20 protein-coding genes are annotated in these 26,282 nt (G+C 64.0%); 11 read left to right on the top strand and 9 right to left on the bottom strand.

The features are described from left to right. Positions 1-13: 13 nt before the first annotated feature. Positions 14-841: a lytic transglycosylase domain-containing protein gene (locus NCT05_RS04410; RefSeq protein WP_250501806.1), complete on the bottom strand. Its 828-nt coding sequence runs from the start codon at positions 839-841 to the stop codon at positions 14-16. A gap of 163 nt (positions 842-1,004) precedes the next feature. Here NCT05_RS04410 and NCT05_RS04405 point away from each other — a divergent pair, with 163 nt between their 5' ends. Further along, positions 1,005-1,865: a 2OG-Fe(II) oxygenase gene (locus NCT05_RS04405; protein ID WP_008351040.1), complete on the top strand. Its 861-nt coding sequence runs from the start codon at positions 1,005-1,007 to the stop codon at positions 1,863-1,865. A 43-nt stretch (positions 1,866-1,908) separates the two neighbouring features. On the opposite strand, the gene NCT05_RS04400 is transcribed toward NCT05_RS04405, so the two are convergent. After that, positions 1,909-3,393: a lytic polysaccharide monooxygenase gene (locus NCT05_RS04400; RefSeq protein WP_250501805.1), complete on the bottom strand. Its 1,485-nt coding sequence runs from the start codon at positions 3,391-3,393 to the stop codon at positions 1,909-1,911. 319 nt (positions 3,394-3,712) lie between these two features. On the opposite strand from NCT05_RS04400, the gene NCT05_RS04395 reads away from it, so the two are divergent. The 4 genes from NCT05_RS04395 (at position 3,713) to NCT05_RS04380 (ending at position 8,464) form a co-directional block, all read left to right on the top strand. Beyond that, positions 3,713-4,231 (top strand): Csu type fimbrial protein, encoded by a 519-nt coding sequence (locus NCT05_RS04395; protein WP_008351043.1) that lies wholly within the window; start codon positions 3,713-3,715, stop codon positions 4,229-4,231. Between the two features lie 104 nt (positions 4,232-4,335). After that, positions 4,336-5,061, top strand: a complete 726-nt coding sequence (locus NCT05_RS04390; RefSeq protein WP_034472900.1) for a fimbrial biogenesis chaperone — start codon at positions 4,336-4,338, stop codon at positions 5,059-5,061. 22 nt (positions 5,062-5,083) lie between these two features. Next, positions 5,084-7,498: a fimbria/pilus outer membrane usher protein gene (locus NCT05_RS04385; protein WP_250501804.1), complete on the top strand. Its 2,415-nt coding sequence runs from the start codon at positions 5,084-5,086 to the stop codon at positions 7,496-7,498. 3 nt (positions 7,499-7,501) lie between these two features. Beyond that, positions 7,502-8,464, top strand: coding sequence for a Csu type fimbrial protein (locus tag NCT05_RS04380; RefSeq protein ID WP_008351048.1), 963 nt, complete (start codon positions 7,502-7,504; stop codon positions 8,462-8,464). A gap of 28 nt (positions 8,465-8,492) precedes the next feature. Here NCT05_RS04380 and NCT05_RS04375 read toward each other — a convergent pair whose 3' ends face one another. The 4 genes from NCT05_RS04375 to apbC form a co-directional block, all read right to left on the bottom strand. After that, entirely contained in the window at positions 8,493-10,778 is a 2,286-nt protein-coding gene (locus NCT05_RS04375) for an arginine/lysine/ornithine decarboxylase (RefSeq protein ID WP_008351050.1), read from the bottom strand. Positions 10,779-10,869: 91 nt separating this feature from the next. Continuing rightward, complete coding sequence (dcd, locus tag NCT05_RS04370; RefSeq protein ID WP_008351052.1) at positions 10,870-11,439, bottom strand: dCTP deaminase; 570 nt, start codon at positions 11,437-11,439, stop codon at positions 10,870-10,872. Between the two features lie 161 nt (positions 11,440-11,600). Then, positions 11,601-12,134 carry a superoxide dismutase family protein gene (locus tag NCT05_RS04365; RefSeq protein ID WP_008351054.1) on the bottom strand — a complete coding sequence of 178 codons (534 nt, stop codon included), beginning with the start codon at positions 12,132-12,134 and terminating at the stop codon, positions 11,601-11,603. A 119-nt stretch (positions 12,135-12,253) separates the two neighbouring features. Then, the gene (apbC, locus tag NCT05_RS04360; protein WP_034472904.1) at positions 12,254-13,342 is read right to left on the bottom strand and encodes an iron-sulfur cluster carrier protein ApbC; all 1,089 of its coding nucleotides are present in this window, start codon (positions 13,340-13,342) and stop codon (positions 12,254-12,256) included. Positions 13,343-13,603: 261 nt separating this feature from the next. On the opposite strand from apbC, the gene NCT05_RS04355 reads away from it, so the two are divergent. Both NCT05_RS04355 and metG read left to right on the top strand, forming a co-directional pair. Further along, positions 13,604-14,260: a YiaD family glycine zipper/OmpA-like lipoprotein gene (locus NCT05_RS04355; protein ID WP_008351059.1), complete on the top strand. Its 657-nt coding sequence runs from the start codon at positions 13,604-13,606 to the stop codon at positions 14,258-14,260. A 314-nt stretch (positions 14,261-14,574) separates the two neighbouring features. After that, positions 14,575-16,722, top strand: a complete 2,148-nt coding sequence (metG, locus tag NCT05_RS04350; RefSeq protein WP_250501803.1) for a methionine--tRNA ligase — start codon at positions 14,575-14,577, stop codon at positions 16,720-16,722. A 64-nt stretch (positions 16,723-16,786) separates the two neighbouring features. On the opposite strand, the gene NCT05_RS04345 is transcribed toward metG, so the two are convergent. After that, positions 16,787-20,944 (bottom strand): translocation/assembly module TamB domain-containing protein, encoded by a 4,158-nt coding sequence (locus tag NCT05_RS04345; RefSeq protein WP_250501802.1) that lies wholly within the window; start codon positions 20,942-20,944, stop codon positions 16,787-16,789. Positions 20,945-20,976: 32 nt separating this feature from the next. Beyond that, entirely contained in the window at positions 20,977-22,710 is a 1,734-nt protein-coding gene (locus NCT05_RS04340) for an autotransporter assembly complex protein TamA (protein ID WP_239295371.1), read from the bottom strand. 333 nt (positions 22,711-23,043) lie between these two features. Between NCT05_RS04340 and NCT05_RS04335 the strand changes: the two genes are divergently transcribed. From NCT05_RS04335 to panD, 4 genes are all read left to right on the top strand, one after another. Beyond that, positions 23,044-23,232, top strand: coding sequence for a DUF3460 family protein (locus tag NCT05_RS04335; protein WP_250501872.1), 189 nt, complete (start codon positions 23,044-23,046; stop codon positions 23,230-23,232). 86 nt (positions 23,233-23,318) lie between these two features. Next, positions 23,319-24,146, top strand: coding sequence for a segregation and condensation protein A (locus NCT05_RS04330; RefSeq protein ID WP_034472990.1), 828 nt, complete (start codon positions 23,319-23,321; stop codon positions 24,144-24,146). A 60-nt stretch (positions 24,147-24,206) separates the two neighbouring features. Next, the gene (gene panC / locus NCT05_RS04325; RefSeq protein WP_250501801.1) at positions 24,207-25,040 is read left to right on the top strand and encodes a pantoate--beta-alanine ligase; all 834 of its coding nucleotides are present in this window, start codon (positions 24,207-24,209) and stop codon (positions 25,038-25,040) included. 14 nt (positions 25,041-25,054) lie between these two features. After that, the gene (panD, locus tag NCT05_RS04320; protein ID WP_008351073.1) at positions 25,055-25,441 is read left to right on the top strand and encodes an aspartate 1-decarboxylase; all 387 of its coding nucleotides are present in this window, start codon (positions 25,055-25,057) and stop codon (positions 25,439-25,441) included. A 57-nt stretch (positions 25,442-25,498) separates the two neighbouring features. On the opposite strand, the gene NCT05_RS04315 is transcribed toward panD, so the two are convergent. Continuing rightward, a complete protein-coding gene (locus tag NCT05_RS04315) occupies positions 25,499-26,125 on the bottom strand; it encodes a ParA family protein (RefSeq protein ID WP_008351074.1) in 627 nt (208 codons plus the stop codon). Positions 26,126-26,282 lie beyond the last annotated feature (157 nt).

The following is a 26,282-nucleotide window of genomic DNA, read 5'->3' as shown; positions in this document are numbered from 1 at the left end:
ACGCGTGAAGCGTTCAGTGCCCGTCGCGATAACGCTCGGCGAGCGTCTTCACGCGCGACACATAGGTGCGCGTCTCGTTGTATGGCGGCACGCCGTTGTAGCGATCGACGGCCGCCTCGCCGCTGTTGTACGCGGCCAGCGCGAGATCGAGATTGTTGTTGAAGCGCCTGAGCAGCCACGACAGATACTGCACGCCGCCGCGAATGTTTTGCGCCGCGTCGAACGGATCGCCGACGTTGAAGCGCGTCGCCGTCGCCGGCATCAGTTGCATGAGGCCCTGCGCGCCCGCGCGGGAGATCGCGTTCGCGCGATACGCCGATTCCGCGTGAATCACCGCGCGCACGAGCGCGCTGTCGACGTTGAACGACGCGGCGGCGGCATCGATTTCGCGTCCGTAGGAACGCGTGTCGAGCGCGAGCCCCGCAACGTTGACGTCATCGCCGGGCGAGCACAGATTGCACGCCTCCATGAAACGCAACTCGATGACCGTTACGTTCGCCGCAACGCCGGCCGGTTTCCTGGACACGAAGTGGCGCACGCCGTCTTCGACATAGCTGTAGATGCGCGCCGTAGTCTGACGTCGCGTGAGCGGCGCGGCGGGCGGCGCGGCCGACGCCATCGATGCGGATGACGCTGCAGGCGGCGTCCACTGCCAGTTCATGTTCACGCGGATGCACTTTGCGTTTTCGATGCGCGTGCTGACATACGTGACCGTGTTGTCATCGGACTCGCAGCGCAGCATCGACGCGGCGCGCGCGCGCTCGCCAAGCGCGAGGCATCCGATCGCCAGCAACAAGGCGATCACAGGGCGGCCTTCGATCCTCAACGATGCGCTTGGCATGGCGCGATTCATCCCTCATCCGACACGGCCCGATGCCGCGCCTTGAGAAAGCATAGTTCGCTTTGCGCGAGCCGCGCGGCTGTTTCAATCGCGCCGTTGTTATTCAGATGCTTTTGTGCTTCCATGAAAGGACCGATCGTTTAGTGATACTCGGAAAGCCGCCATGAGCACGATTCCCCGCTTCGATTCGACATGGAAGAACTGGCTCGACGACAACATCCGCCGCGGCTGCACGCATCAGTCGCTGATCGACGCGATGATCGCCGCCGCGTTCCATCCGAACACCGCGCGCCTGCTGCTCGCGCGCCATCTTGCCGGCGACGCGCCTCAAGCCGACGATGAAACATCGCCCGACTATCTCTACGGCACGCCGATGCTGCCGCAGGCGCGCGTGCTGACCGCGAGCGATCGATCCGCGCCCAAGGTCTTCAGCAGCGAACAGCCGGTGATCGCGCTCGTCGCCGACGTGCTCGACGACACCGAATGCGACCGGCTGATCGAGATCGGCCGCGAGCATGTGCAGCGCTCGTCCGTCGTCGATCCGGATTCGGGCAAGGAGATCACCATCGAAGAACGCAGGAGCGAAGGCGCGTTCGTCAATGCATCGACGGATGCGCTCGTCGAAACGATCGACCGAAGGATCGCCGAACTGTTTCGCCAGCCGGTAGAGAACGGCGAGGATCTGCATATCCTTCGATACGGCATGGGCGGCGAATATCGCCCGCATTACGACTACTTCCCCGAAGAGCAGGCCGGCAGCAAACATCACATGCAGCGCGGCGGGCAGCGTATCGCGACGGTCATCCTCTATCTCAACGAAGTCGAGCAAGGCGGCGACACGACGTTTCCGGACATCGGACTCGCGATTCATCCGCGGCGCGGCAGCGCGCTCTATTTCGAATACGTCAACGAACTCGGACAAAGCGATCCAAAAACGCTGCACGCGGGCACGCCCGTCGAAAAAGGCGAGAAGTGGATCGCGACGAAGTGGATCCGGCGCGGGCGTTTTCGCGCTGAAGCATGAGACTTGCGCGACGCCTCGATGCGGACGCCGCGCTCCCCCTCTCTCATTTGCAGGCTCCGACTTTTTCCCAGGCGCCGTCCGAGTTCGTCGCCGGATCGGCGTTGGCGCTCCACCACTTGTTGCGATAGTTCATGCCGTTGTAGCTGACCGTCGTGCCCGCGGTCGCGTAGGTCTTGCTCGCGCTCCACGGCGCGGCGCACGCGAGCAACGTCTGTCCCGAACACGCGCCCAGGTCCTGCCACGATTTGCCGCTGCCCGAATTGCGCGAGGGATCGTCGGAGTTCTCCCAGCGCGCGCTGTAGTTGCGCCCATTGACCGATACGTTTTCCTTCGCCTTGTAGATCGTGCCCGACTGCCACGCGATGGCGCATGTCGCGCCTCCTGCGCTGGGTGAGGGGGCGGGGGTTGGTGTCGGCGTTGGCGCCGGTGCGGGCGTAGGTGTTGGCGTTGGTGTTGGCGTTGGCGTTGGCGTTGGCGTGGGCGTTGGCGTGGGCGTGGGCGTGGGCGTGGGCGTGGGCGTTGGCGTGGGGGTAGGCGTTGGCGCAGGTGAAGGCGTCGGCGTCGGTGAAGGCGCAGGTGCCGGCGCGCCGGTGTAATCGACCGCGAAGTTGTAGTCCTGCGGACTGTCGACGTAGATGCGGTTCGCCGACATCGTCTTCTGCGGCACGATGTTGCCGTTGTTGTCGATCAGCCCCAGCCGCACATGCTTCGCATCCGAGTTGACCTTCTGCGCCATCGCATACACCCAGTCCGCAGCGGCCGTCGTCTGCGCCGTCACCGTATAGCTGATCGATTCCAGATCGTGCCCGTCCGCATCGAAGACCCGCAGCGTGATCTTCATGCCCGCCGGTTGATCCAGCGCGGTCGTCGGGATCGGACGCATCTCGCGCCAGGTCGTGCGCGCGCCGTTGATGACCACGTCGCTGCACGCATAGAACGCTTCGGCGCTGTCGTTGCGCTGCCAGATCGTGTAAATGATCCGCCTGCCCGTTTTGCCGGCGGGCAGCTTGCATTGCAGCTTGTAGCGCCCGTTGTCGAGCGTCGCGCTGTTGAGTTCGCAGAACGGCTTGCTGTCGAGATCGGACCATTTCAACGGCTGATTGAAATCGTAGCCGTCCGAGGTCATGTACATCTGGAAGTAGCGCGTGACGTGCGGCGCGGTCGCGTACCAGACGAATGTGTAGTTTCCGCTCAGATCGGCCGAGATCGTCGTGGCCGGCCAGTCGCTTCGGCCGAGATCCAGACCGTAGTAGTTGGTCTTGCCGCCGCTGCACAGATGCCCGTCGGGCACGAAAGCCTTGTGATCGCCATTGGGCAGTTGATTCACGCCAGCCCAGTCGTACAGGAATGATGGCCCCGCCACCGCGACCGCAGCCTTGCACGGCGCCGACGTCGGGCTTTCCGGGCCCTCGAGGTAGCACGAATAGACGCGGCTGATCGGCGTCTCGATCGTACCGTGCGCCGACACCGCACACGGCACGGCCAACGGAAGCAGCACGAACGTCAATTTCCACTTCTCAGCGAACATGACAATCCCCTTTTTTGATTTGCTTCGCATATCTAGTTCAAATCGTCGAACCGCGCCCGATCGCTCTTCATTCTAGAAGGCGCAATCGGGATGAGTTAGCACGAAGATGCTCCGTGCCGGCAGCCAGTGATTCGCGGCACGCATCAATCTCAATAACGCCCGCGATATGACCACAACAAGCGAAACACCGCGCCTGCCTATCTCAATTAAGAGTCGTCTCATTCAGTCTTAGTCGCGTATTCCCTATGATTCATCCATGTCCTCGCGACGCCAGCGCGATTCAGCATCAGTCATCTTTTCGATCTCAGGAGTGTTCCTCATGCGTAACCTGTTCAAGAAAGCCGCCGTCATTGCCATCGTTGCAAGCGCCGCCACGCTCGGCGCCGTCGGTTCGCAGAATGCATTCGCCGCCACGAGCAAGACCGCGACTTTCGACGTCACGCTGACGGTTCAGGACGATTGCTCGATCGCCGCCAATCCGCTCGATTTCGGCAGCACCGGCGTGCTCACGCAGAACATCGATCAGAACGCCAGCCTGTCGGTCACCTGCACCAAGGGCACGCCCTACACCGTCGCCCTCGACGCGGGCACCGCCACCGGTTCGGCCATATCGGATCGCAAGATGGGCAACGCAGCAGGCGACGCATTCGTCTCGTTCAACCTGTATCGCGATATCGCCCGCACGCAGGTCTGGGGCAACACGGCGGACACCGACACGGTCGCGGGCACCGGCGACGGCGGCGCGCAAACCATCCCGGTCTATGGCCGCGTGCCGACGCAGAACACGCCCGCGGCTGGCGCGTATTCGTCGACCATCACCGCGACGGTCGTGTTCTAAACCTCGCATCGCGCCGCAAGCATCTCGCACTCAGCGCGACGCTTGCTTGTTCGCAGATAAATCTATATCAATGGGATAGTCGGGATGACATAAGGAGACCGACGATGCCCACCTTGCTACCGCGCGTCTGCGCGGTTTTTCTCTTTCTGCAATGCTCCGCGACGCTCGCCGCTTCATTGCAAATCTCCCCGGTAACGATCCAGCTCACTGCCGCGGAGAACGGCAAAGTCATCAACCTGAGCAACGGCGGCGACGAACCGATCCACGCTCAAGTGCGCGCGTTCGTCTGGGATCAGGCCGATGAACAGGACAAGCTGACGCCGACGCGCGAGATCGTCGCGAGCCCGCCTATCGCCGAAGTGGCCGCGGGCGGACAGCAGGTCATCCGCGTGATTCGCGCGAGCATGGAGCCGTTGCAGCAGGAGCGCGCGTATCGTCTGCTCATCGATGAATTGCCGCCGGAAGGCGCGACCGCCGGTGCGAACGTTCAGTTTCGCTTTCGATATTCTGTACCACTATTTATTTCGCCAGCCGGTGAAGCGGGCAAGCCGAAGCTGCAATGGAGCATCGTCGAGAGAAACGGCAAGCCGTTTCTGCTCGTCTCGAACAGCGGGGCGATCCATGCGCAGTTGAGCGCGGTATCGCTGAAAAACGGCGGCGCGGACATTCCGATTTCCGCGGGCCTGCTCGGCTACGTCCTGCCGGGCCGCGTGCGCGCGTGGGCGCTGCCCGCCGCCGCGAGCGCCTTGCGCGGCAAGCCGGCGGACGTCGCGGCGACGGTCAACGGCTCGGCCGTCACGGAGCGGCTCGGCGAGAGCGGCGGACCTTGATCGCTTGCGCATCGCCGCGAGCATGTCCTCGTCCGCCGACACCGCCAGGAAGACGCCGGGCCGGAAAGCTCGCGTCGCGCTGACGCTCGTTCTCGTGTCGGAAGCGGCGATCGCGCAGGTCGACATCACGGGCGGCGGCTCGCCCGCCGAACTGCCGAGCCTCTCGGGCGCAGCGCGCGGGGAGCCCTTCGGCGCGTTCGCCGAAACGAATCAGCAACTCGTGCTCGAGATCGTCATCAACGGAACGAATCTCGGCGAGCCGTCGGAGTTCGAACTGCGTCACGGTCAGCTCTATGCCGAGCCGCGCACGCTCGAAGCCGCGAGCATCCGCGTGAGCGATCTCAAACCGGACGCCGATGGCTGGCTCGCGCTGTCGTCGATTCCCGGCTTGCGCGCGACGTATGCGCCCGCGCGCCAGCAGGCGATTCTCGACGTCGACGAAGCGCGCCAGACCACACGCAAGATCGGCTACAGGCTGCCGGTCACGCCGAAGGCGACGTCAGGCACCGGCTTCCTGATGAACTACGACGTGAGTTACACGCGCGAATACGGCGAAGACAGCGAAAACAGCATCGGCGTGTGGAGCGAGCAGCGCCTCTTCACGCCCTTCGGCGTGTTCGACAACACCGGCACCTGGATCAACGCGGACGGCGGCTCGAACCGATACACGCGGCTCGACACGAACTGGAGCTACTCGAATCCCGCGAAACTTTTCACGATGACGGTCGGCGATTCGGTATCGGGATCGCTGCCGTGGTCGCGCTCCGTGCGCTTCGGCGGATTCCAGATCCAGCGCGACTTCACGCTGAGGCCCGACCTCACCACGTTTCCCCTGCCGATGTTTTCCGCCTCGGCCGCCGTGCCTTCCGCCGTCGATCTCTACGTCAACGGCCTGCGCCAGTACAGCGGCGAAGTCGCGCCCGGGCCGTTCCAGATCGCGCAGGCGCCGAGCCTGAACGGCGCGGGCGTCGCGCAAATCGTCGTCACCGATGCGCTCGGTCGCCGCGTCACGACGAGCGTGCCGCTCTATATCGATGCGCGGCTCTTGTCGAAGGGATTGTTCAACTATTCGTTCGAACTCGGCTTCCTGCGCGACAACTACACGGTCGAGTCTTTCGACTACGAGCGTTCGCCCATCTATAGCGGCGTGTTCAGCTATGGCGTCAGCGACTGGCTGACCTTGCAGGCGCACGCCGAAGGCGGCCAGGGACTCGTCAACGGCGGCGCGGGCGCGGTGATCGGCACCGGCGGCTTCGGCGTGTTCAGCACGGCGGCGGCCGCGAGCAAGGTCGACGGTATGACCGGTTCGCTCTACAGCCTCGGCTATCAGTACATCGGGCCGAAGTTTTCCGTCAGTCTGCAGGGCACGCAGGCGTCGAGCGGCTATCGCGATGTCGCGTCGCTTACGGGCACGTCGACGTTTCAGCATGTCTATCAGGCGACGGCGTCGGTTTCGTTCCTGCGCACGCAATCGGCGACGATGAGCTATGTCGATTCCGAGGACAGCTTTTCCGGGCACGCGCGCGTCCTCACGCTCGCGTACAACGCGCAGTTCGGGCGGCGCTGGTCGCTCTTCGCGACGGCGTACCGCGACTTCCTGCAGAAGAACGTGTGGGGCGGATCGATCGGCGTGACGGTCGCGCTCGGCGGCACCATGGCGGTCAGCACGACGCTCGCGCAATCGGGCGGCCACTCGACGGCGGACGTCACCGCGTCGCGTCCGGCCGATTTCAGCGGCGGATGGGGCTGGACGGTGCAGGCGGGCGCGGGCGCGGATTATCGGCATGGGTTCGCGGGCGCGAACTATCGGGCGAGCTTCGGGGAATTCCAGGCGACGGCGCAGCGCTTCAACGGCACGACGACGGGCACCGCCGAGATGACCGGCGCGATCGCCATCATGGACGGTGCGGTGCTGCCCGCGCGCACGATCACGGATGGCTTCGCGCTCGTCTCCACCGACGGCGTCGCGGGCGTGCCGGTGAGCCAGGAGAACCGCAAGGTCGGCGTCACGAATTCGGGCGGCCATCTGCTGGTGCCGGATCTGCAGTCGTATCAGCGCAATCAGATCGCGATCGATCCGCTCGCCTTGCCCGCCGATGCGCGTATCGAAACGACGAAGCTCAACGTCGCGCCCGAACGGCGCTCGGGCGTGCTCGCGCGCTTCGGGATGTCGCGGTATCAGGGCGCGTCGGTGAGTTTCGTCGATGCGGACGGCGCGCCGATCAAGGAAGGCGCTGCCGCGACCAACGAGAGCACGGGCGAAACGGCGATCGTCGGCTTCGACGGCCTCGCGTTCTTCAACAAGCTCGACGCCGCTAACACGGTGACGATTCGCGGACACGGCGCGAGCTGTTCCGCGCAGGTGCCGTTCGACGCCGCGTCGTCACACGAGTTGCCGCAGATCGGGCCGTTCGTCTGTCGCGGCAACGGAGGATGAATCATGCGAACGCGATCGTGGATACGAAGAGGCGCGGTCATCGTCGTCGCGATGTTTGCGCTGCTCGCGCTGCCGAAAGCGTCGCGGGCGCAGATGTGTTCGTTTTCCGTCGGCTACACGGATTTCGGCGAATACGACACGACCTATTCGGAGCCGACGGAGGTCGTCGGCGCGGTCATCATGTATTGCACCGGCTACACGACGCCGATGGTGCGCATGTGCCTGAACATCAGCACGACGTCGCCGCGCGTGCTGACCGGCCCGAACGGCGCGACGCTCGACTACAACCTATACGTCGATCCGGATCATGTGAGCGTGTGGGGCTCGATTCTCAACCCGTCGACGACGCCGTACATCATCGACCTGCCCGTGCATCCGAGCGGCAAGGTGTGGGCACAGGAGCCGTTCTACGGGCGGATTCCGCCGAATCAGCAGGTCGGATTGGGGACGTACACGCAGACGTTCACCGCCGCCGACACGTATTTCGTCTATGTGGGCTACAGCGGCACGCCGCCGAGTTGCAGCACGGCGACCGCGCCGTACAAGTCGGCGGCGTTCAACGTATCGGTCAACGTGGCGAACAACTGCAACATCTCCGCGACGCCGATGGCGTTCGGCACGCAGAGCTCTTTTCAGGAGCCGCTCGAGGCGACGAGCCGCATCACCGCGACATGCACGTCGGGCGCGTCGTACAACATTGCGCTGAACGGAGGCACGTCGGACGGCGGCGCGATCACTGGGCGCAAACTCACACGGGTGGGTGGGACCGAGACAATCGACTATCAGCTGTACATCGACCCTTCGCATACCGTCCCGTGGGGCGACGGCACGTCCGGGACTGTGATGGGCAACGGCGTCGGTACGGGCGTCGCCTACACCTTCACCGTCTATGGGCAAGTGCCTGCGCAATCGGCCCCACGGCCCGGCCCCTATCGCGACACGATCACCGCATTCATTATTTTTTGATGCGGCTCGTGATCGCCACTGCGTGCACTCAATCCCGCACGCAATCCACGAAATACTCGATCCGTCCGTTGATCATCTCGCCGACCAGCCCGTGAATATCCGTATGGAATCCCGGGAAGCGCTCGTTGAACTCGCGCGCGAAACGCAGGTAATCCACGATCGTGCGATTGAAACGCTCGCCCGGAATCAGCAACGGAATGCCCGGCGGATACGGCGTCAAAAGAATCGACGTCACCCGTCCTTCCAGTTCGTCGATAGGCACGCGATCGATCTCTCGGTGCGCGAGCTTCGCGAACGCCTCGGACGGCTTCATCGCCGGCTCCATGCTCGACAGGTACATCTCCGTCGTCAGGCGCGCGATGTTGTTCGCGCGATAGACGCTGTGAATCTGCTCGCATAGATCGCGCAGACCGATGCGCTCGTAAGACGGATGCTGCGCGACGAACTCCGGCAGCACGCGCCACAGCGGCTGATTGTTGTCGTAGTCGTCCTTGAACTGCTGAAGCTCCGTGACCATCGAGTTCCAGCGGCCCTTCGTGATGCCGATCGTGAACATGATGAAGAACGAGTAAAGCCCCGTCTTCTCCACGATGATGCCGTGCTCCGCCAGATACTTCGTCACGATCGCGGCCGGAATGCCGGTCTCGCCGAATTCGCCGTCGACGTCGAGTCCCGGCGTGATGATCGTCGCCTTGATCGGATCAAGCATGTTGAAGCCTTCCGCGAGCGCGCCGAAACCGTGCCAGCGGTCGTTGGGCTTCAGCACCCAGTCCTCGCGATCGCCGATGCCCTCTTCCGCCAGCGCGTCCGGGCCCCAGACCTTGAAGAACCAGTCGTCGCCGTATTCGGCATCGACCTTGCGCATCGCGCGGCGGAAATCGACCGCTTCCGCAATCGACTCCTCGACGAGCGCCTCGCCGCCCGGCGCTTCCATCATCGCGGCCGCGACGTCGCACGACGCGATGATCGCGTATTGCGGCGACGTGGACGTGTGCATCAGATACGCCTCGTTGAAACGATGACGGTCGAACGTGCTGTTCTCGCTGTCCTGCACGAGAATCTGCGACGCCTGCGAAATGCCCGCGAGCAGTTTGTGCGTGGAGTGCGTCGCGAACACGAGCGCGCCCGTGCGCGGACGGCCCGCGCCGATCGCGTGCATGTCCTGATAGAACGAGTGGAACTCGGCGTGCGGCAGCCAGGCTTCGTCGAAGTGCAGCGTGTCGAGCATGTCGCCGAGCAGATCCTTGATCATCTCGACGTTGTAGATCACGCCGTCGTACGTGCTCTGCGTGATCGTCAGAATGCGCGGCTTGATCTTCGGGTTCTTCGCCAGCGCCTCGCGCGCGAACGGATTCGCCTCGATCTTCCTGCGGATATTCTCCGGCTTGAACTCGTCGCGCGGAATCGGTCCGATGATGCCGAAGTGATTGCGCGTCGGCGTGAGGAACACGGGGATCGCGCCCGTCATCGTGATCGCGTGCAGGATCGACTTGTGGCAGTTGCGATCGACCAGCACGATATCGCCCGGCGCGACGGTCGCATGCCACACGATCTTGTTCGACGTCGACGTGCCGTTGGTCACGAAGAAGAGATGATCCGCGCCGAAGATGCGCGCCGCGTTACGCTCCGACGCCGCGACCGGGCCGGTGTGATCCAGCAGCTGACCCAGTTCCTCGACCGCGTTGCAGACGTCCGCGCGCAGCATGTTTTCGCCGAAGAACTGATGGAACATCTGCCCGAGCGGATTCTTCAGGAATGCCACGCCGCCCGAGTGCCCCGGACAGTGCCACGAATACGAGCCTTCGTCCGCGTACTGCACGAGCTCCTTGAAGAACGGCGGCGCGAGCGCATCGAGATACACCTTCGCCTCGCGGATGATGTGACGCGCCACGAACTCCGGCGTGTCCTCGAACATGTGGATGAAGCCGTGCAGTTCGCGCAGGATGTCGTTCGGCAGATGGCGCGACGTGCGCGTTTCGCCGTACAGGAAGATGGGGATATCGGCGTTGCGCTTGCGCACCGCGGTGATGAACGCGCGCAAGGCGACGATGGCCGTCGCCAGTTCCGGCGTATCGCCTTCTACGACGACGTTGTCCGCGTAAGGCAGCAATTCCTCGTCGTCGATCGACAAAATGAAACACGATGCGCGGCTCGACTGCTGCGCGAACGCGGCGAGATCGCCGTAACTCGTCAGGCCGAGGACTTCGGCGCCTTCCTTTTCGATCGCTTCTGCGAGCGCCCGGATGCCGGAACCCGAAATGTTTTCGGAGCGAAAGTCTTCGTCGATGATGACGACGGGGAAGCGGAACTTCATGGGGCGAATCTCCAAATGGAAACGACCGCTGCCCGAGTCGCAATCTCGGGGCCAGCGGTCTTTCGACAAGCTTGTAACGTGCGTGGTTCGATCAGGTTTTCGGCAGCGTCACGCCGTGCTGACCTTGGTACTTCCCGCCGCGATCGGCATACGACGTCTCGCACATTTCATCGCTTTCGAAGAACAGGACTTGGGCGACGCCCTCGTTCGCGTAGATTTTGGCAGGCAAAGGTGTCGTATTCGAGAATTCGAGCGTGACGTAACCTTCCCATTCCGGCTCGAACGGCGTCACGTTCACGATGATCCCGCAGCGTGCATACGTCGACTTGCCGAGGCACACCGTGAGGCACGAACGCGGAATGCGGAAATACTCGACCGTGCGCGCGAGCGCGAAAGAATTCGGCGGAATGATGCAGACATCGCCCTTGAAGTCGACGAACGATTTCTCGTCGAAGGCTTTCGGATCGACGATGGTGGAATTGATGTTCGTGAAGATCTTGAATTCGTCGGCGACGCGAATGTCGTAGCCGTAGCTCGACGTGCCGTAGCTCACGATCTTGCGGCCGTCCTCGGCCACGCGCACCTGATCGCGCACGAACGGCTCGATCATCTTGTGCTCTTCGGCCATGCGGCGAATCCACTTATCGGATTTGATGCTCATAGGGGACGCTACTCAACGGTGAACGGCTCGGTCTCGCGACCGCCGCCTGCGGTGAAACGGGGCATGGCCGGCGGCGGTTCTCGCCGCGCGGGCCAAACGAAAGCGGGTATTTTACGCGAAGCGCGCCGCCGCGCCGGGCGCTTCGCATGCCGCCGCAGCAGCTACCGCCGGATCACGCCGCAAGCGAGCGCGGGTCCGACGTTGTGCGGCGCGCTCGCGTACGGGTCGAGCGCTTCGCGGTGCAGCATGATCGCGCGCGAAATGATCGAGCGCACGCCGTCGAGCGAGACATCTGTCGCGACGATGAAGCCCGTCGCCGCGCCGGTTGCGTCCGCGTGGATGTTGCCGAGCTCGCCTTCGAGACGCGATGACGTTCGTCTGCGATCGGAAGGCAGCGCGAACACCGGACTCGCGTCCGGCCCGTTGACCGCGATGCAGTCGCCGCGCTCGTGAACGGTCAGCGCGTGATCGCTGTTCGGCGGCATGTCGGTGAGGCTGTAGGAAACCTGCACGCCGTCCGCGCGCTCGATCAGCGTGACGGTGCCGCGCGTGGCGTTGCCGGGCGTCGGATTCAAAACGGCGTCCGCGCGCTTTTCGTGATTCTGGAAGATGAGGCCGCAACCGCTCAGCATGACGCTGCAAGCGGCCATCGCGATCGAGGCGTAAAGCGCCCTTCCGTCGAATCTGTGTCTCATGCGATCCTCTCGGCGGCCCGCCGACGCCCCGTGCGTCCGCGCTGCCGCGCATCGAAGGCGACATGATACCGCGAGCCGCATCGCACAAGGCTCGCGCCGATTCGATCGCTTATTCGAAATCAGGTGTTCTGCACGACGATGCTCGGAAACTTCGAGGTCATGTCGCGCTGGCGCTCCGCAATCGAAATGGCGACGCGGCGCGCGATGGCGCGATACGTCTCCGCGATGCGGCTGTCCGGCTGCGACACGACGGTCGGCTGGCCCGCGTCGGTGCGCTCGCGAATGGCGATATCGAGCGGCAGGGAACCGAGCACTTCGACGCCGTATTCCTTCGCCATGCGCTCGCCGCCGCCCGCGCCGAAGATGTGCTCTTCGTGACCGCAGTTCGAGCAGATATGCGTGCTCATGTTCTCGACGATGCCGAGAATCGGAATCCCGACCTTCTCGAACATCTTCAAGCCCTTCTTCGCGTCGAGCAGCGCGATGTCCTGCGGCGTCGTGACGATCACCGCGCCCGTCACCGGCACTTTCTGCGATAGCGTGAGCTGGATGTCGCCGGTGCCCGGCGGCATGTCGACCACGAGGTAATCGAGATCCTTCCAGTTCGTCTGACGCAGCAATTGTTCGAGCGCGGACGTGACCATCGGGCCGCGCCAGACCATCGGATTGTCCTGCTCGATCAGAAAGCCAATGGAGTTCGCCTGAATGCCGTGGCCTTCGAGCGGATTCATCGTCTGATTGTCAGGCGATTCCGGACGGCCGGTGATGCCGAGCATCATCGGCAGCGAGGGACCGTAGATGTCCGCGTCCAGCATGCCGACCGACGCGCCTTCGGCCGCGAGCGCGAGCGCGAGATTCGTCGCCGTCGTGCTCTTGCCGACGCCGCCCTTGCCGGACGCCACCGCGATGATGTTCTTGACGTTCGGCAGCAGCTTCACGCCGCGCTGCACGGCATGCGCGACGACCTGCGACGAAACATCCACGGTCACGTTCGCGACGCCCGCGATCTGACGCAGCGCGCCTTCCACCATTTCGCGGATCGCACCGAACTGCGATTTCGCCGGATAGCCGAGCACGACACTCACCACGACGTTCGCGCCGTCGACGGATACGTTGCGAATGCTTTTCAGATCAACCAGCTTGCGGTTGGTGTTCGGATCGGTCAGTGTGGCGAGTGCGGCGTCGATCTTCGCGCGGTCAATACTCATCGAGACTCCATGGAACGATTGTTGCTGGCGCCCAGCGGCGCACGGAACACTCTGAGGAAATTGAAAGTAATTGTTAGCGCCGTTGCGTTGTAACGCTTACGCATTGCACTATCCCGCTGCAAATCTTTCCGGGGACGCATCCCACCGGGCAGTCGGGCGCTTTTCTCATTATTGTAGAGGCTCGCCCGGAGGCTCGTCCGAAGACCCTTTCGCACTGTCGGCGCATGCGCCGAACGCTTGTTGAATCAAAGGAGATCGTAGATGAATACTAAGTTGATGACCCGCCTGTCCGTCGTTGCCCTGGTGGGCGCGCTTCTCGCCGGCTGTCAAACGCAGCAGGGCACCAACACCGCAGTCGGCACCGGCGCGGGCGCCGCGACCGGCGCGGCGATCGGCGCGATCTTCGGCGGCGGCAAGGGCGCGGCGATCGGCGCGGCAGCCGGCGCGGCGACGGGCGGTATCGTCGGCTACAACTGGCAGTCGATCAAGAACAAGATCTCGGGTGACTCGAAGGGCACGGGCACGCAAGTGACCGAGCAGCAGGACGGCTCGCTGAAGGTGAACATTCCGAACTCGATTTCGTTCGACACGAACAGCTACGCGATCAAGCCGTCGTTCGATCCGGTGCTGAACTCCGTCACGCAGACGATGCAGCAGCATCCGGAGCTGATCGCGAGCGTGGTCGGCCATACGGATAACACGGGTCAGGCGGCTTACAACCAGACGCTGTCGCAGAATCGCGCGCAGAGCGTCGCGTCGTACATTTCGACGCACGGCGTCGCGGCGCAGCGTCTCGCGGCATCGGGCATGGGCCAGACTCAGCCGATCGCGGACAACTCGACGGAAGCCGGCCGCGCGCAGAATCGTCGCGTGGAGATCTATCTGCGTGCGACCGCGCAGCCCGGACAAGTGCAGTAAGCGTCTGAATATAAAGGAAAATATGCCGCCGCGAGGGCGCTGGCACGAGCGGCAATTAGTCGTCTGAAAAAAATTTGAAACTTGGACGCGGTGCTGCTGTCTGTCCTTACGGTAGGCGGATGGCGATGCCATCACCTGCCATTCTCCTCTTGTCGTTGTTGCTCCGGGGCCCGATTGGACCCCGGTTTTTTTTGGGCGCTCGAAACGCACTCCGCCCCATCCACCGCCGACTCCGCCCGCCTCTCCCCGCCCTGCTAAAATCGAACTCCGCGTTTTTTTCACAACCTCAAGCACTCCCACCGGGCCGCGCCTTTATGTCAGCACCGATTTCAGCCACTGCCACCGCCGCGCCTGCCGCTCAAGCCTTTGAAGGCGGCCGCCGCCAGATCCTCGTCACGTCCGCGTTGCCGTACGCGAACGGTCAGATTCATATCGGCCATATGGTCGAATACATTCAGACGGACATCTGGGTTCGGACGCTGCGAATGCATGGCCACGAGGTCTACTACGTCGGCGCGGACGACACCCACGGCACGCCGATCATGCTGCGCGCCGAGAAGGAAGGCATCACGCCGAAAGCGTTGATCGAGCGCGTGTGGAAAGAGCACAAGCGCGACTTCGACAGCTTCGGCATCTCGTTCGACAACTACTACTCGACCGATGCCGAGGAAAACCGCGAACTGTGCAACACGATCTACGGCGCGCTGCAGCAGGCGGGCCTGATCGAGGCGCGCGACATCGAACAAGCCTACGATCCGGTCAAGGAAATGTTCCTGCCGGACCGTTTCATCAAGGGCCAATGCCCGAAATGCGGCGCGAAGGACCAATACGGCGACAACTGCGAAGTCTGCGGCTCGACCTATCAGCCGACCGAACTGATCAATCCGTATTCGGTCGTGTCGGGCGCGACGCCGATCCGCAAGACGTCGACGCATTATTTCTTCAAGCTGTCCGACCCGCGCTGTGAGGAATTCCTGCGCGGCTGGGTCAGCGGTCTCGCTCAGCCCGAAGCCACCAACAAGATGCGCGAATGGCTCGGCGACAAGGGCGAAGCCAAACTCGCCGACTGGGACATTTCGCGCGACGCGCCCTACTTCGGCTTCGAAATTCCCGGCGCGCCGGGCAAGTATTTCTACGTCTGGGTCGATGCGCCCGTCGGCTATTACGCGAGCTTCAAGAATCTCGCGGACCGCATCGGCGTGAATTTCGGCGAATGGGTGAAGCCCGGCTCGAAGGCCGAGCAATATCACTTCATCGGCAAGGACATTCTGTACTTCCACACGCTGTTCTGGCCGGCGATGCTCGAATTCTCCGGCCATCGCACGCCGACGAACGTGTTCGCGCACGGCTTCCTGACCGTCGACGGCGCGAAGATGTCGAAGTCGCGCGGCACGTTCATCACCGCGCAGAGCGTCATCGACACGGGGCTGAATCCCGAGTGGCTGCGCTACTACTTCGCGGCGAAGCTGAACAGCACGATGGAAGACATCGACCTGAATCTCGAAGATTTCCAGGCGCGCGTGAACAGCGATCTCGTCGGCAAGTACGTGAACATCGCGAGCCGCGCGGCGGGCTTTCTCATCAAGCGTTTCGACGGCCGCGTGCAGGACAGCGCGATGCATCATCCGCTCGTCGCGCAACTGCGTTCGGCGATTCCGCACATCGCCGGCTTCTACGAGTCGCGCGAATACGGCCGCGCGCTGCGCACGACGATGGAACTGGCCGACGCCGTCAACGCCTACGTCGACACCGCGAAGCCGTGGGAACAGGCGAAGGATCCGGCGAACGCCGTCGCGCTGCATGAAACCTGCAGCGTGAGCCTGGAAGCGTTCCGCCTGCTGTCGCTCGCGTTGAAGCCGGTTTTGCCGAAGCTCATCGAAGCGGTGGAATCGTTCCTCGGCATCGCACCGCTCGTCTGGGCCGATGCCGACAAGCCGCTGTCGTCGGCGAGCGCGATCAACGCATACAAGCATCTGACGACGCGCGTCGATCCGAAGCAGATCGAGGCGTTGCTCGCCGCGAATCGCGAATCGCTCGCGCCGGCCGCGGAAGCCGCAGCCGCAACGGCGACGACAACAGCCTCTCCGGCCAAGACCGCCGCTAAGAAGCCGGACGATGCGGGCGTCATTTCCATCGACGACTTCGCGAAGGTCGATCTGCGTATCGCGAAGATCGTCGACTGCAAGGCCGTCGAAGGCTCCGACAAGCTGCTGCAACTCACGCTCGACGTCGGCGAGGACAAGACGCGCAATGTGTTTTCGGGCATCAAGTCGGCGTATCAGCCGCAAGATCTGATCGGCAAGCTGACCGTGATGGTCGTCAACCTCGCGCCGCGCAAGATGAAGTTCGGTCTGTCGGAAGGGATGGTGCTCGCGGCATCCGCCACGGACGAAAAAGCCGAACCGGGCCTCTACATTCTCGAGCCGCACAGCGGCGCGAAACCGGGCATGCGGGTGAAGTAACACGCATCGCATAACGAAAAGGGCACGCAGATCGCGTGCCCTTTTTGCTTGAAGCAGACGATGCTCAGTCCGATTCCACTTCCGTCGCCGATGCCCCGAATGGCGCGCTCACGCCCGACGCCCCCGAGGCCGCCGATGGCTGCACAGCCGACGCCCGCGATGCCGACGAAGACGACGACCACAGCCTCGACCAGCGATTGAAGCGCCGCGTATAAGACAGATCGACGCCCTGATACGTCCCGCCGTACACCGTCACGGCCCAGAACCGCGACAGGTTCAGCGTCGCCTTGACCGCGTTGCTCGCCGATTGCAAGCCTTGCTCGTAGCCGATCACGAGCCGTTCGTTGATCGCCTTCGACAGCAGCACGACTTGCGGATCGGTCAGGCCCACTTCGCTCGATCCGACCGTGAACTCGTCCAGTCCGACCGTCTGCGCGATCTTCGCGCCGCCGCGGCTTCCGAGCAGCGCGAGCGCGCTCGTCATCGCGCTCTGCTGGCCGACGTTGTTGCCCTGATCGGTGCCGTGGCCGAACAGCAGCCACGAGAGCTTTTCGTTGTCTGGCACGCTCGGCTCGGAAATCAGCTTGGCGACCGGCGCCTGCACCGTGCCCGTCACCTGCACACCCGCCTCGACTTCCTGATTGCGCCGCATCGCGAGAATGTTGAGGCCGGGATTCGCCACCGGCCCGTTGAACGTGAAGAAACCGTTCTCGATGTTCAGCTTGCGCCCGAACGCCGTGTACGACGAACCCGGCGTCGTCACGCGCACGTTGCCGACCGCGCGCAGCGGCATGTTCGGCGCGCTCATCGCCGTAATCGTGCCCGCGAGGCCGAGGTCCGCACCCGCGCCCTTGAAGCGGAAGTGCTGACCGAGATCGATCCCGATGTTCGCGCGCGGCGTGAACGGCCCGACCGGCTTCTCGGTCTTCGCGGTGATCGACTGATTCTCGCCCTTGATCGTGCCATCGGGGCGCTCGATCACGACATCGTCGCCGAGAGACGGCGCGGACGATTCCGGCAGATCGATGAGCGCGTGATCGACGGTGAACTTGCCGTCGATCGCCATGCCGCCCTGCAAGCCCGCGTTTGCGATCGTCGCGCTGCCGGAGAGCATCAGCTCGCGATCCGGCGATGCGAACAGCTCCAGCTTGTCCGCGATGATGCTCGCGGTCAGATCGGGCTCCTGCTGATCGAGGCGCACCTTGCCGGTCGCGCGCAGCGTGCCGCTCGCGCCATGAAACTCGACGCGCTGAAAATCGACGAGATTCTCCGACAGCGCAATGCGGATGATGCCGTCCTTCAGTTGCACGCCCTGATCGACGACCGTCGCGGAAATGTTGTCGCCCGTCAGCGAGCCCGACAGATTCGGCTTCGCGACGATGCCCGCGATCACCAGCTTGAGCGCAATCCTGCCGCCGAGCAGATAGTTCGCGCCGAGCAGGCCGCCGGTCGTGCGCAATTCCGGCACGTTCGCGTTGATGGCGCCGGTCAGCGGCGCGTTGTCGTCGATGGTGAGCATGCCGTCGCGATTGACGAGCGGCGTGTGCACGTTGGCATCGATCACGCCGATGCGGCTCGCCTGGGCGTGCAGCGACGCGTTCAGGCGGTTGCCGTCGGTGAAATCCGCGCGCGCGGCGATATCGGAAATGCCGAGCGCCGACAGGCCGCGCGTACCGTCGATCGTCACGTCGCCGGCGCGGCGCTTGATCTGCGCGTAGCCCGTCGCGGTCGCGCCGAGCGTGAAGTTCCAGTCGCCGTCGAAAACGAGATCGGTGCGGATCGGCGGCTCCGCGCCCGTCAGCGTCTGGCGCACGTCGAGCAGATGCGGCACCGACAGGTTCGTCAGCGTGCCGGCCGATTGCAGGCGGCCGTTCTCCATCGCGAACGATTTCAGATTCAGCACCGCGCCTTCCGCGACGAGCCGCGTCGCGCCGAGCACGAGACGCTTCGGACCGTAGCTCACCGAAAGCGGCGATTCGAGATTCAGCGACGGCGTGCCCTTGTTCGACAGCTTCGTGATCGCGCCGTCCCAGTGCGGGCCGTCGGGCGCGTCGGTGAACTTGCCGTTCGCGCCGAGCGCGAGATTCACGGGCTGGCCGCGCACCTTGCCGGTCGCCGTCACGTCGAGCGTGTGATGCGCGCGCGTGCCGTTCAGATTCGCGTCGAGATTCGCGATGTCGATGTCTTCCGTGCTCGCATCGCGCGCCTTCAGCGTGAAGACGAGCGCGCCGTTCGCGCCGTCGCGGATATCGGCGCGGCCTTCCGCGTGACCGAGCCGATTCGCGCCGAACACGAGGCCATCGGCCTGATAGTTCGCCGCGATGTTCGGATGCGCGATCGAGCCGGTCAGATCGCCGTCCGCCTTCGCCGTGCCCGCGATGCCGAAGCCGAGCCGTTCGAGCGCGGGCGCGTCGACCTTGAAGCGCAGCCGGTCGCCGGGCGCGCCGAAGCTGCCGTTCAGATCGACGTTGTTGCCCGCCACCGACAGCGCCGCCTTGCTCGGCAACAGCCGCATGCCCGCGACCTGTATCGTGCCCTCGCCCGTCAGCGGCAGATTGTCGTACATGCTGTCGGTGAGCTTGAAGGTCGCCTTGGTCGTGAGCGTCGGCGCGAGTTGCCCCGATGCCGCCAGCGTGCCGTTCACGCGCGCTTCCACGACACGCGCCGGCGCGGCCGGCTTGTTCGACGGCTTCGCGCCTTTCTTCGCCGGCGCGGGCTTCGGCGCGATCAACTGCTGTTGCAGCAGCAGCGGATTGAACTCGGCGATTTTCGCCTTCAGGTCGTAGCTCGAATTCGCGTCCTTCTTCAGCACGCCGCTCGCTTCGACGCGGCCCTTCCCGACCGCGAGCTTCACGTCGTCGAGCGTGGTCGCTTGCGGATCGAGCTTCACTTTGGCCTGCGCGCGGATCGCGGCTTTCGGATCGTTCAGGTCGGCGGCGATGCGCTGCGTGTCGCCATCCAGCTCGATGCGGATCGGTCCGGCGAAATCCGTCGGGCGCAGCGTCGGCTCGATCGCGTTCAGATCGAGCTTCGCGACCTTGAGGTCGAACTTGCCCTTGCCGCTTTTGAGCGCGCCGCCGCCCGTCACCGACGCGTTCTTCAGGAGCCGAACATCGAGATCGCTGATGCTTTGCTCGGACGCGTCGAGCCGCACGTTCGCGTGCGCGTCGATGAGCGGCAGCAGCTTCTTGTCGATGGAACCGGGCTTCGCGTTCACGATCGACACCGGCCCGGCGACGACGAACGCCTTCGGGTCCGCGCCTTCGACGGGCTTCACTTCGGCGCGCACGGCGAGGTCGGCCTCGGGCGCGCCCGGCGCGAACGCCTGCGGATTGACGTGATCGAACGTGACGAGCGCCGACTTGAGCGGTACGTCCGCGAACGGCAGCGCCTCGACGTGCGCGCGTCCGTTGAGTTTCAGGCCGCTCGCATCGACGTCGGCGATCAGGTCTTCGAGCGAGCCCGAGAGCCGCGCGCTCACGTTCACCGTTTCGTTGTTGACCTTGCCGGCATAGCCCGCATCGCCGGAAAGCGGAAACGGACGCGCGCCGCCATCGAGCTTCGCCGACGCCGTCACCGCGCCGAACGGCGTGTCGAGCCGCTCTACCGCCGCTTCGTGATGCTGGCCGTCGCTTCGGCCGTGGAAAAGCAGGCGCGAGAATTCGGTCGTCGTCGTGCCCTGATGCAGACGCAGTTTCCCGACGGAAAGATCGTTGATCGCAAGTTGAATCGGAATGCGCAGATCCTTGGGCAGTTCCGTTTTCTTGCTCGGCTCGTTCGACGGCGCAATGCGCGCATCGACCGTCCCGATGTGCAGATAATCGATCGTGAAGCGCAGCGGCTCGCGTGTGAGCGCCCAGCGGCCCGACACGCTATCCACCGCGATATCCGTGCCCTTGCCGTCCTTCCAGCGCACGTCGCGCAGTTGCAGGCCGGTCGCGATGGCGCCGCCGTCGAGCTTGCCGGTAAGTTGCCCCTTGAGCAGCTTCGTTGCCGCGTTCCATGCGTAGCGCGTGCCGCGCTCGGTCGTCAGCACGTAAAAGACCGTGCCGATGGCGATCCCGGCGATCAGCACGACGACGAGCACGAGCGCGCCGATCCACCGCGCCAAACGGCGCCAGCCGCTTTTGCGCGGCGGCGGTTTCTGCGCGCCGCCGTCGCCGCCGCCAACGTTTTCGGGCGGCGGCGCTTCGGCGTCCGCCTGCTTGTTCGGGTCCGTCATGCCGATTCAATGTCCTTCATCGTTCTCACGCATCAGAACGCGATGCCGAGCGTCAGATACGGTTTGATGCTCTTGTTCTTCAGCCCATACGCCAGGTCGACGTTGACCGGGCCGACGGGACTGCGCCAGCGCGCGCCGACGCCCACGCCCGGATCGAACACGCGCTCGCTCCAGTTGTCGGTCGCGGTGCCGATGTCGAAGAACACCGCGCCGCCCCAGTCGTGCGTGAACCAGTGCTGATATTCGCTGCTGGCCGTCACCATGTATTTGGTCGGCAGGATCGAGCCGGCCACATTGTTGCCGATGCTGAGATAGCTATAGCCGCGCACCGAATTCGCGCCGCCCGCGCGGAACAGCAGCGAAGCCGGCACGCCGCTCGACGGCCCGCTCGTGAACACGCCGCCGAACTCCGCGCGAAACACGAGCAGATCGTTCTTGCCGAGCGGCACGTATTGCAGCGCGTTGGTGTACAGGCGCGCGAAAGTCTGATCGGCCATCACGCCCTTGACGGCGAAACCCGCCTCCGCGCGGATGATGTTGCCGCGGCGCGGAAACAGCGGATCGTCGACGTCGCGGCGCACCCAGCTCCACGCGGGCACGAGCGCACGCGCCGTCGACGGATTCGGCTCGTTCTGCGTCAGGCGGTCGTCGTAGAAGGTCAGCGAATACGTCGTGTCGATGTTCTGACGCGAGCGCGAACGCTGCACGCCGACGCGCCCGCTATAGATCTTCGTGCTGGAGACGTCGGTGATCGTGTACGAGCCGAACACGGCGTTGACCCAGCCCGACGAATCGGGCGGCATCGCGAGTTGCACGCGGCCGTATTGCTGCGTCTGGTCGAGCCGCCCGGAAATCGTGAACGGGTACGCCGCGCCGAACGTATTGAGATAGCTGTAGGCGCCCTGAATGTGGAAACCCGTGTCCGTCGCGTAACCCACGCCGTAGCGGATGCTGTTGTACGGATACTCGCTCACCTTCACATGCAGCGGTGTGTCGACCGGCTTGTTCACGTCGCTGTCCGCATCGATCGCGACGCTCGCGTAATACGGCGTGTTCTGGATCTGGCGCTGCAACTCGTTCAGGCGCGCGATGTCGTAGACCTCGCCTTCGCGGATCGGATTCACATGGTCGATGATCCACGCGGGATAGCGCTTCGGGCCGCTCACCTCGAGCTTGCCGAGCGTGAAGGTCGGGCCGCTGTCGAACGTCACGGAGAGATCGGCCAGATGCGCGCGCGGATTGATGCGCGCCTGCGAACGCACGATCTTCGCGCCGAGATAGCGTTTCGATTGCAGGGCCCGCAGCGCGGCGTTTTTAGCGTCGTCCCAGCCGCTTTGCGTGAAAGGATCGCCTTCGCTGACCGAAAAAGCGAAACGCGCCGCGTTCTCCTGCGCGCGATCTTCGGTCGTCACCGCGCCGGTGAAATTCAGTTGCACCGAGGCGACCATCGTGCGCGGGCCGGGATCGACGCTCACCTTGACGTTGCGCTTGTCGTCGACGGTCGTGACGTCCGTACGCACGATGGGCGTGAAATAGCCTTCCGTCGCGACGAGATCGCGCACGTCCTTCGGCGTCGCGGTGACGAGGAACTGGAACTGGTCGTCGCTGACGTCGTCGCGCTTGGCGAAACGGGAGAGATCGAGGTTCTCCTTCAGCAGCTTCTTGATGCTGCGCGGCGCGTCGATGTCGACGTCGTACTTGGCGCAAGCGGGCGCAGCGAAGCCGAACGCGACGAGCGCCACAATCAGGGCCGGCCAGCGGCTCATGCCGCGCGGCCTTACGCGCCACGCGCGCAGCGGATCAAACGAACGCCCCGCCAAACGTGACCTCCGGCATCGGGAAAAAGTGGGATTCGAGGTAAAACTTGCAGCCGACGCAATCGGACGCAGGCGCTATTTCACCACATCGGCATGGACGCACGCCGCAAAAGCGGCCATCTCGCGCCGGACGTGCGCCGTTGGACGGCTGCGCGCCGCGTGGGTTCCGCGAAAGCTGCACGCGCGTGCGCCTTCCGGGCGACGAAACTGCCGCGCGCTTGCGGTAAAATTGCGCGCACAGGCAAAATCACAGGCTCACGCCTCGACCTCAACGGAAGCCGGATCATGTATCAGTCGGATATCACCCAGTTCATCAATCAGTTGAAAGAGCAGAAGCCCTCGCTGGAAGAAGAACAGCGCCGCGGCCGCGCGCTACTGTGGGACAAGCAGCCGATCGACCTCGACGAGCGCACCACGCAGCAGCTATCGCGCGTGAACCAGACGCCCTACGTCTATTACCAGAACTTCTGAACGTGAGCGCAGCAGGCCGCGAGCCGCAATCGTCCGCGCATTCGCCGTCTGAGGCAAAGCGCGACGAAGCCCGGGAAGACCGTGCCGTGGCGCTCGCCACGCCCGCAACCGATTCGACGCCCGACACCATCGACGGCGTCGCGATCGCGCACCTGTACGGCGAGCCGCTCTGGAAGCTGCCGACCGACCTGTACATCCCGCCCGACGCGCTCGAGATCTTTCTCGAAGCATTCGAAGGCCCGCTCGACCTGCTGCTCTATCTCATCCGCAAGCAGAACTTCAACGTGCTCGACATCCCGATGGCGGATGTCACCGCGCAATATCTCGGCTACGTCGATCAGATTCGCGAATCGAATCTCGAGCTGGCGTCGGAATATCTGCTGATGGCCGCGATGCTGATCGAGATCAAGTCGCGCATGCTGCTGCCGGTCAAGAAGGCCGACACCGGCGAAGAAGCCGAAGATCCGCGCGCGGAACTCGTGCGGCGTCTGCTCGAATACGAGCAGATGAAACTCGCCGCGCAGAAGCTCGACCAGTTGCCGCAGCTCGGCCGCGACTTCCTGCGCGCGGACATTTACATCGAGCAGTCCGCCGAGCAGCGCTTCCCCGACGTCGACATGAACGACCTGCGCGCCGCGTGGGCCGACGTCATCAAGCGCGCGAAGCTCGTGCAGCATCACAAGATCACGCGCGAAGAGCTTTCGGTGCGCGAGCACATGAGCGTGATCCTGCGGCGTCTGCAGAACGCGCGCTTCATGGAGTTCACGGAACTCTTCGACACCACGCGCGGCGTGCCGGTAGTCGTCGTGAACTTCATCGCGATGCTGGAGCTGTCGCGCGAATCGCTGATCGAAATCACGCAGGCCGAACCCTACGCGCCGATCTACGTGCGGCTCGCGTATTCTCCTGCCTAGTCTTTCTTATCTTTTTCCGCGTGGCGGCGCACCGGCCGCTCGACAGGAGACACCCGCTCGATGAAAGTCATCAGCTCCATCCACGAACTGCGCGACCAGTTGCGCGGCCAGAACCGAACCGCCTTTGTCCCGACGATGGGCAACCTCCACGAAGGCCATCTCTCGCTGATGCGTCTCGCGCGCCAGCACGGCGATCCCGTGGTCGCGAGCATTTTCGTGAATCGTCTGCAGTTCGGCCCGAACGAAGATTTCGACAAATATCCGCGCACGCTGCAGGACGACATCGAAAAGCTGCAGAAGGAGAACGTCTACGTGCTGTTCGCGCCGACCGAGACGGACATGTATCCGGAGCCGCAGGAGTATCGCGTGCATCCGCCGCACAATCTCGGCGACATTCTCGAAGGCGAATTCCGCCCCGGCTTTTTCACGGGCGTGTGCACCGTCGTCATGAAACTGATGTCGTGCGTGCAGCCGCGCGTCGCGGTGTTCGGCAAGAAGGATTATCAACAGTTGATGATCGTGCGCGCCATGTGCCATCAGTTCGCGCTGCCGACGGAAATCGTCGCGGCGGAAACCGTGCGCGATGACGACGGCCTCGCGCTGTCGTCGCGCAACCGCTTCCTGTCCGCCGACGAGCGCGCCGAAGCGCCGCAGCTCGCCGCCGCGTTGCAGCGCGTGCGCGAAGCCGTGCTGTCGGGCAATCGCGATATCGCCGCACTCGAACGCGACGCGATGAACGCGCTCGCCGACCGCGGCTGGAAGCCGGACTACATCAGCGTGCGCAAACGCTCGAACCTGATCGCGCCGGGCGCCGACGAAACCGACGCGCCGCTCGTCGTGGTCGCGGCGGCCAAGCTCGGCGCGACGCGTCTCATCGACAATCTGGAAATCTGAAGGAAGGAAGCACCATGCAGCGCACCTTGTTGAAATCGAAGATTCACCGCGCGACGGTCACGCATTGCGAATTGCATTACGAAGGCTCGTGCGCGATCGACGAAGACCTGCTCGACGCCGCGAACCTGATGGAAAACGAGCAGATCGACATCTGGAACGTGAACAACGGCGAGCGCCTGACCACGTACGCGATCAAGGGCGAGCGCGGCAGCGGCATGATTTCGCTGAACGGCTCGGCGGCGCGCCGCGCGCAACTCGGCGATCTCGTCATCATCGCGGCGTTCGCGCAAGTCGACGAGGAAGAGATCAAGGCGGGCTGGAAGCCGAACCTCGTGTTCGTCGACGAGGACAATCGCATCAAGGGCAGCCGCGATCACGTCCCGACGCAGAACTGGACCTGATTTCCGGGCGGTTTTCGTCCGACGAAGCCGGCGTTCCTCAACGGACGCCGGCTTTTTTCATTTCTTCGACACCCAGTCGATGATCGGCTCCCACTGCTCCAGATCCTTTTCGACGCGGCTTTTGGCCACGTCCCAGATCGTGAGGCCGTGCGCGGCGAGCTGCACGTAGTTCTGCGTATCGCGCAAGAAGCCGAGCACCGGCAAATCGAGTCCTTCGACGAAACGATGCAACTGTTCGGCCGAGCGCGTGCGTGCATCGACGCGCATGCCGACCACGCCGACCTGAATCGCGCCCTTCCTCACCGCCTTCTCCTTCGATAGCCGCGTGAGAAAGTCCTGCGTCGCGAGGATGTCGAACATCGACGGCTGGAGCGGCACGATCACTTTATCGGCGAGATCCAGCGCGAGCGACAGGCGGTTGCCATGCACGCCGGCGGGCGTATCGACGACGGCTTTCTCCAGACCTTTGGGCGGCTTCGCGGGAGAGTCGACGTCGACGGCCCATTCCTCGATCTTCGGCAGCATATCGACGCGCAGCGAAAGCCACGCGTGCGACGAGCGCTGCTTGTCGAGATCCGCGAGCGCGACCCATTCGCCTTGCGCCGCGAAATAGCCGGCCAGATTGGTTGCGAGCGTGCTTTTGCCGACGCCGCCTTTAGGATTTGCCACCACGATCACGGTCATGAAGTGTCCTGGATTTTGTTGGGCGCGCTCGCACAGTGTTTCCGCGCCGCGCACGATTTCGTCTTGACTAGAACAGGTGCATGATTTCGAGCGTTGATATTATCGGCAAAACTCGCGCGGCCGGCATCTCTCCCGAACGGCCGTACGCCTTCCTCCA

The organism is Caballeronia sp. AZ7_KS35, assembly GCF_023631045.1.
Classification (GTDB): Bacteria; Pseudomonadota; Gammaproteobacteria; order Burkholderiales; family Burkholderiaceae; genus Caballeronia; species Caballeronia zhejiangensis.
This window is presented reverse-complemented; position numbering and strand designations above follow the sequence as displayed.

Coding starts and splice junctions, on each gene's coding strand:
- NCT05_RS04410 (WP_250501806.1), bottom strand. CDS start 841: ATGCCAAGCGCATCGTTGAGGATCGAAGGCCGCCCTGTGATCGCCTTG.
- NCT05_RS04405 (WP_008351040.1), top strand. CDS start 1,005: ATGAGCACGATTCCCCGCTTCGATTCGACATGGAAGAACTGGCTCGAC.
- NCT05_RS04400 (WP_250501805.1), bottom strand. CDS start 3,393: ATGTTCGCTGAGAAGTGGAAATTGACGTTCGTGCTGCTTCCGTTGGCC.
- NCT05_RS04395 (WP_008351043.1), top strand. CDS start 3,713: ATGCGTAACCTGTTCAAGAAAGCCGCCGTCATTGCCATCGTTGCAAGC.
- NCT05_RS04390 (WP_034472900.1), top strand. CDS start 4,336: ATGCCCACCTTGCTACCGCGCGTCTGCGCGGTTTTTCTCTTTCTGCAA.
- NCT05_RS04385 (WP_250501804.1), top strand. CDS start 5,084: ATGTCCTCGTCCGCCGACACCGCCAGGAAGACGCCGGGCCGGAAAGCT.
- NCT05_RS04380 (WP_008351048.1), top strand. CDS start 7,502: ATGCGAACGCGATCGTGGATACGAAGAGGCGCGGTCATCGTCGTCGCG.
- NCT05_RS04375 (WP_008351050.1), bottom strand. CDS start 10,778: ATGAAGTTCCGCTTCCCCGTCGTCATCATCGACGAAGACTTTCGCTCC.
- dcd (WP_008351052.1), bottom strand. CDS start 11,439: ATGAGCATCAAATCCGATAAGTGGATTCGCCGCATGGCCGAAGAGCAC.
- NCT05_RS04365 (WP_008351054.1), bottom strand. CDS start 12,134: ATGAGACACAGATTCGACGGAAGGGCGCTTTACGCCTCGATCGCGATG.
- apbC (WP_034472904.1), bottom strand. CDS start 13,342: ATGAGTATTGACCGCGCGAAGATCGACGCCGCACTCGCCACACTGACC.
- NCT05_RS04355 (WP_008351059.1), top strand. CDS start 13,604: ATGAATACTAAGTTGATGACCCGCCTGTCCGTCGTTGCCCTGGTGGGC.
- metG (WP_250501803.1), top strand. CDS start 14,575: ATGTCAGCACCGATTTCAGCCACTGCCACCGCCGCGCCTGCCGCTCAA.
- NCT05_RS04345 (WP_250501802.1), bottom strand. CDS start 20,944: ATGACGGACCCGAACAAGCAGGCGGACGCCGAAGCGCCGCCGCCCGAA.
- NCT05_RS04340 (WP_239295371.1), bottom strand. CDS start 22,710: ATGAGCCGCTGGCCGGCCCTGATTGTGGCGCTCGTCGCGTTCGGCTTC.
- panC (WP_250501801.1), top strand. CDS start 24,207: ATGAAAGTCATCAGCTCCATCCACGAACTGCGCGACCAGTTGCGCGGC.
- panD (WP_008351073.1), top strand. CDS start 25,055: ATGCAGCGCACCTTGTTGAAATCGAAGATTCACCGCGCGACGGTCACG.
- NCT05_RS04315 (WP_008351074.1), bottom strand. CDS start 26,125: ATGACCGTGATCGTGGTGGCAAATCCTAAAGGCGGCGTCGGCAAAAGC.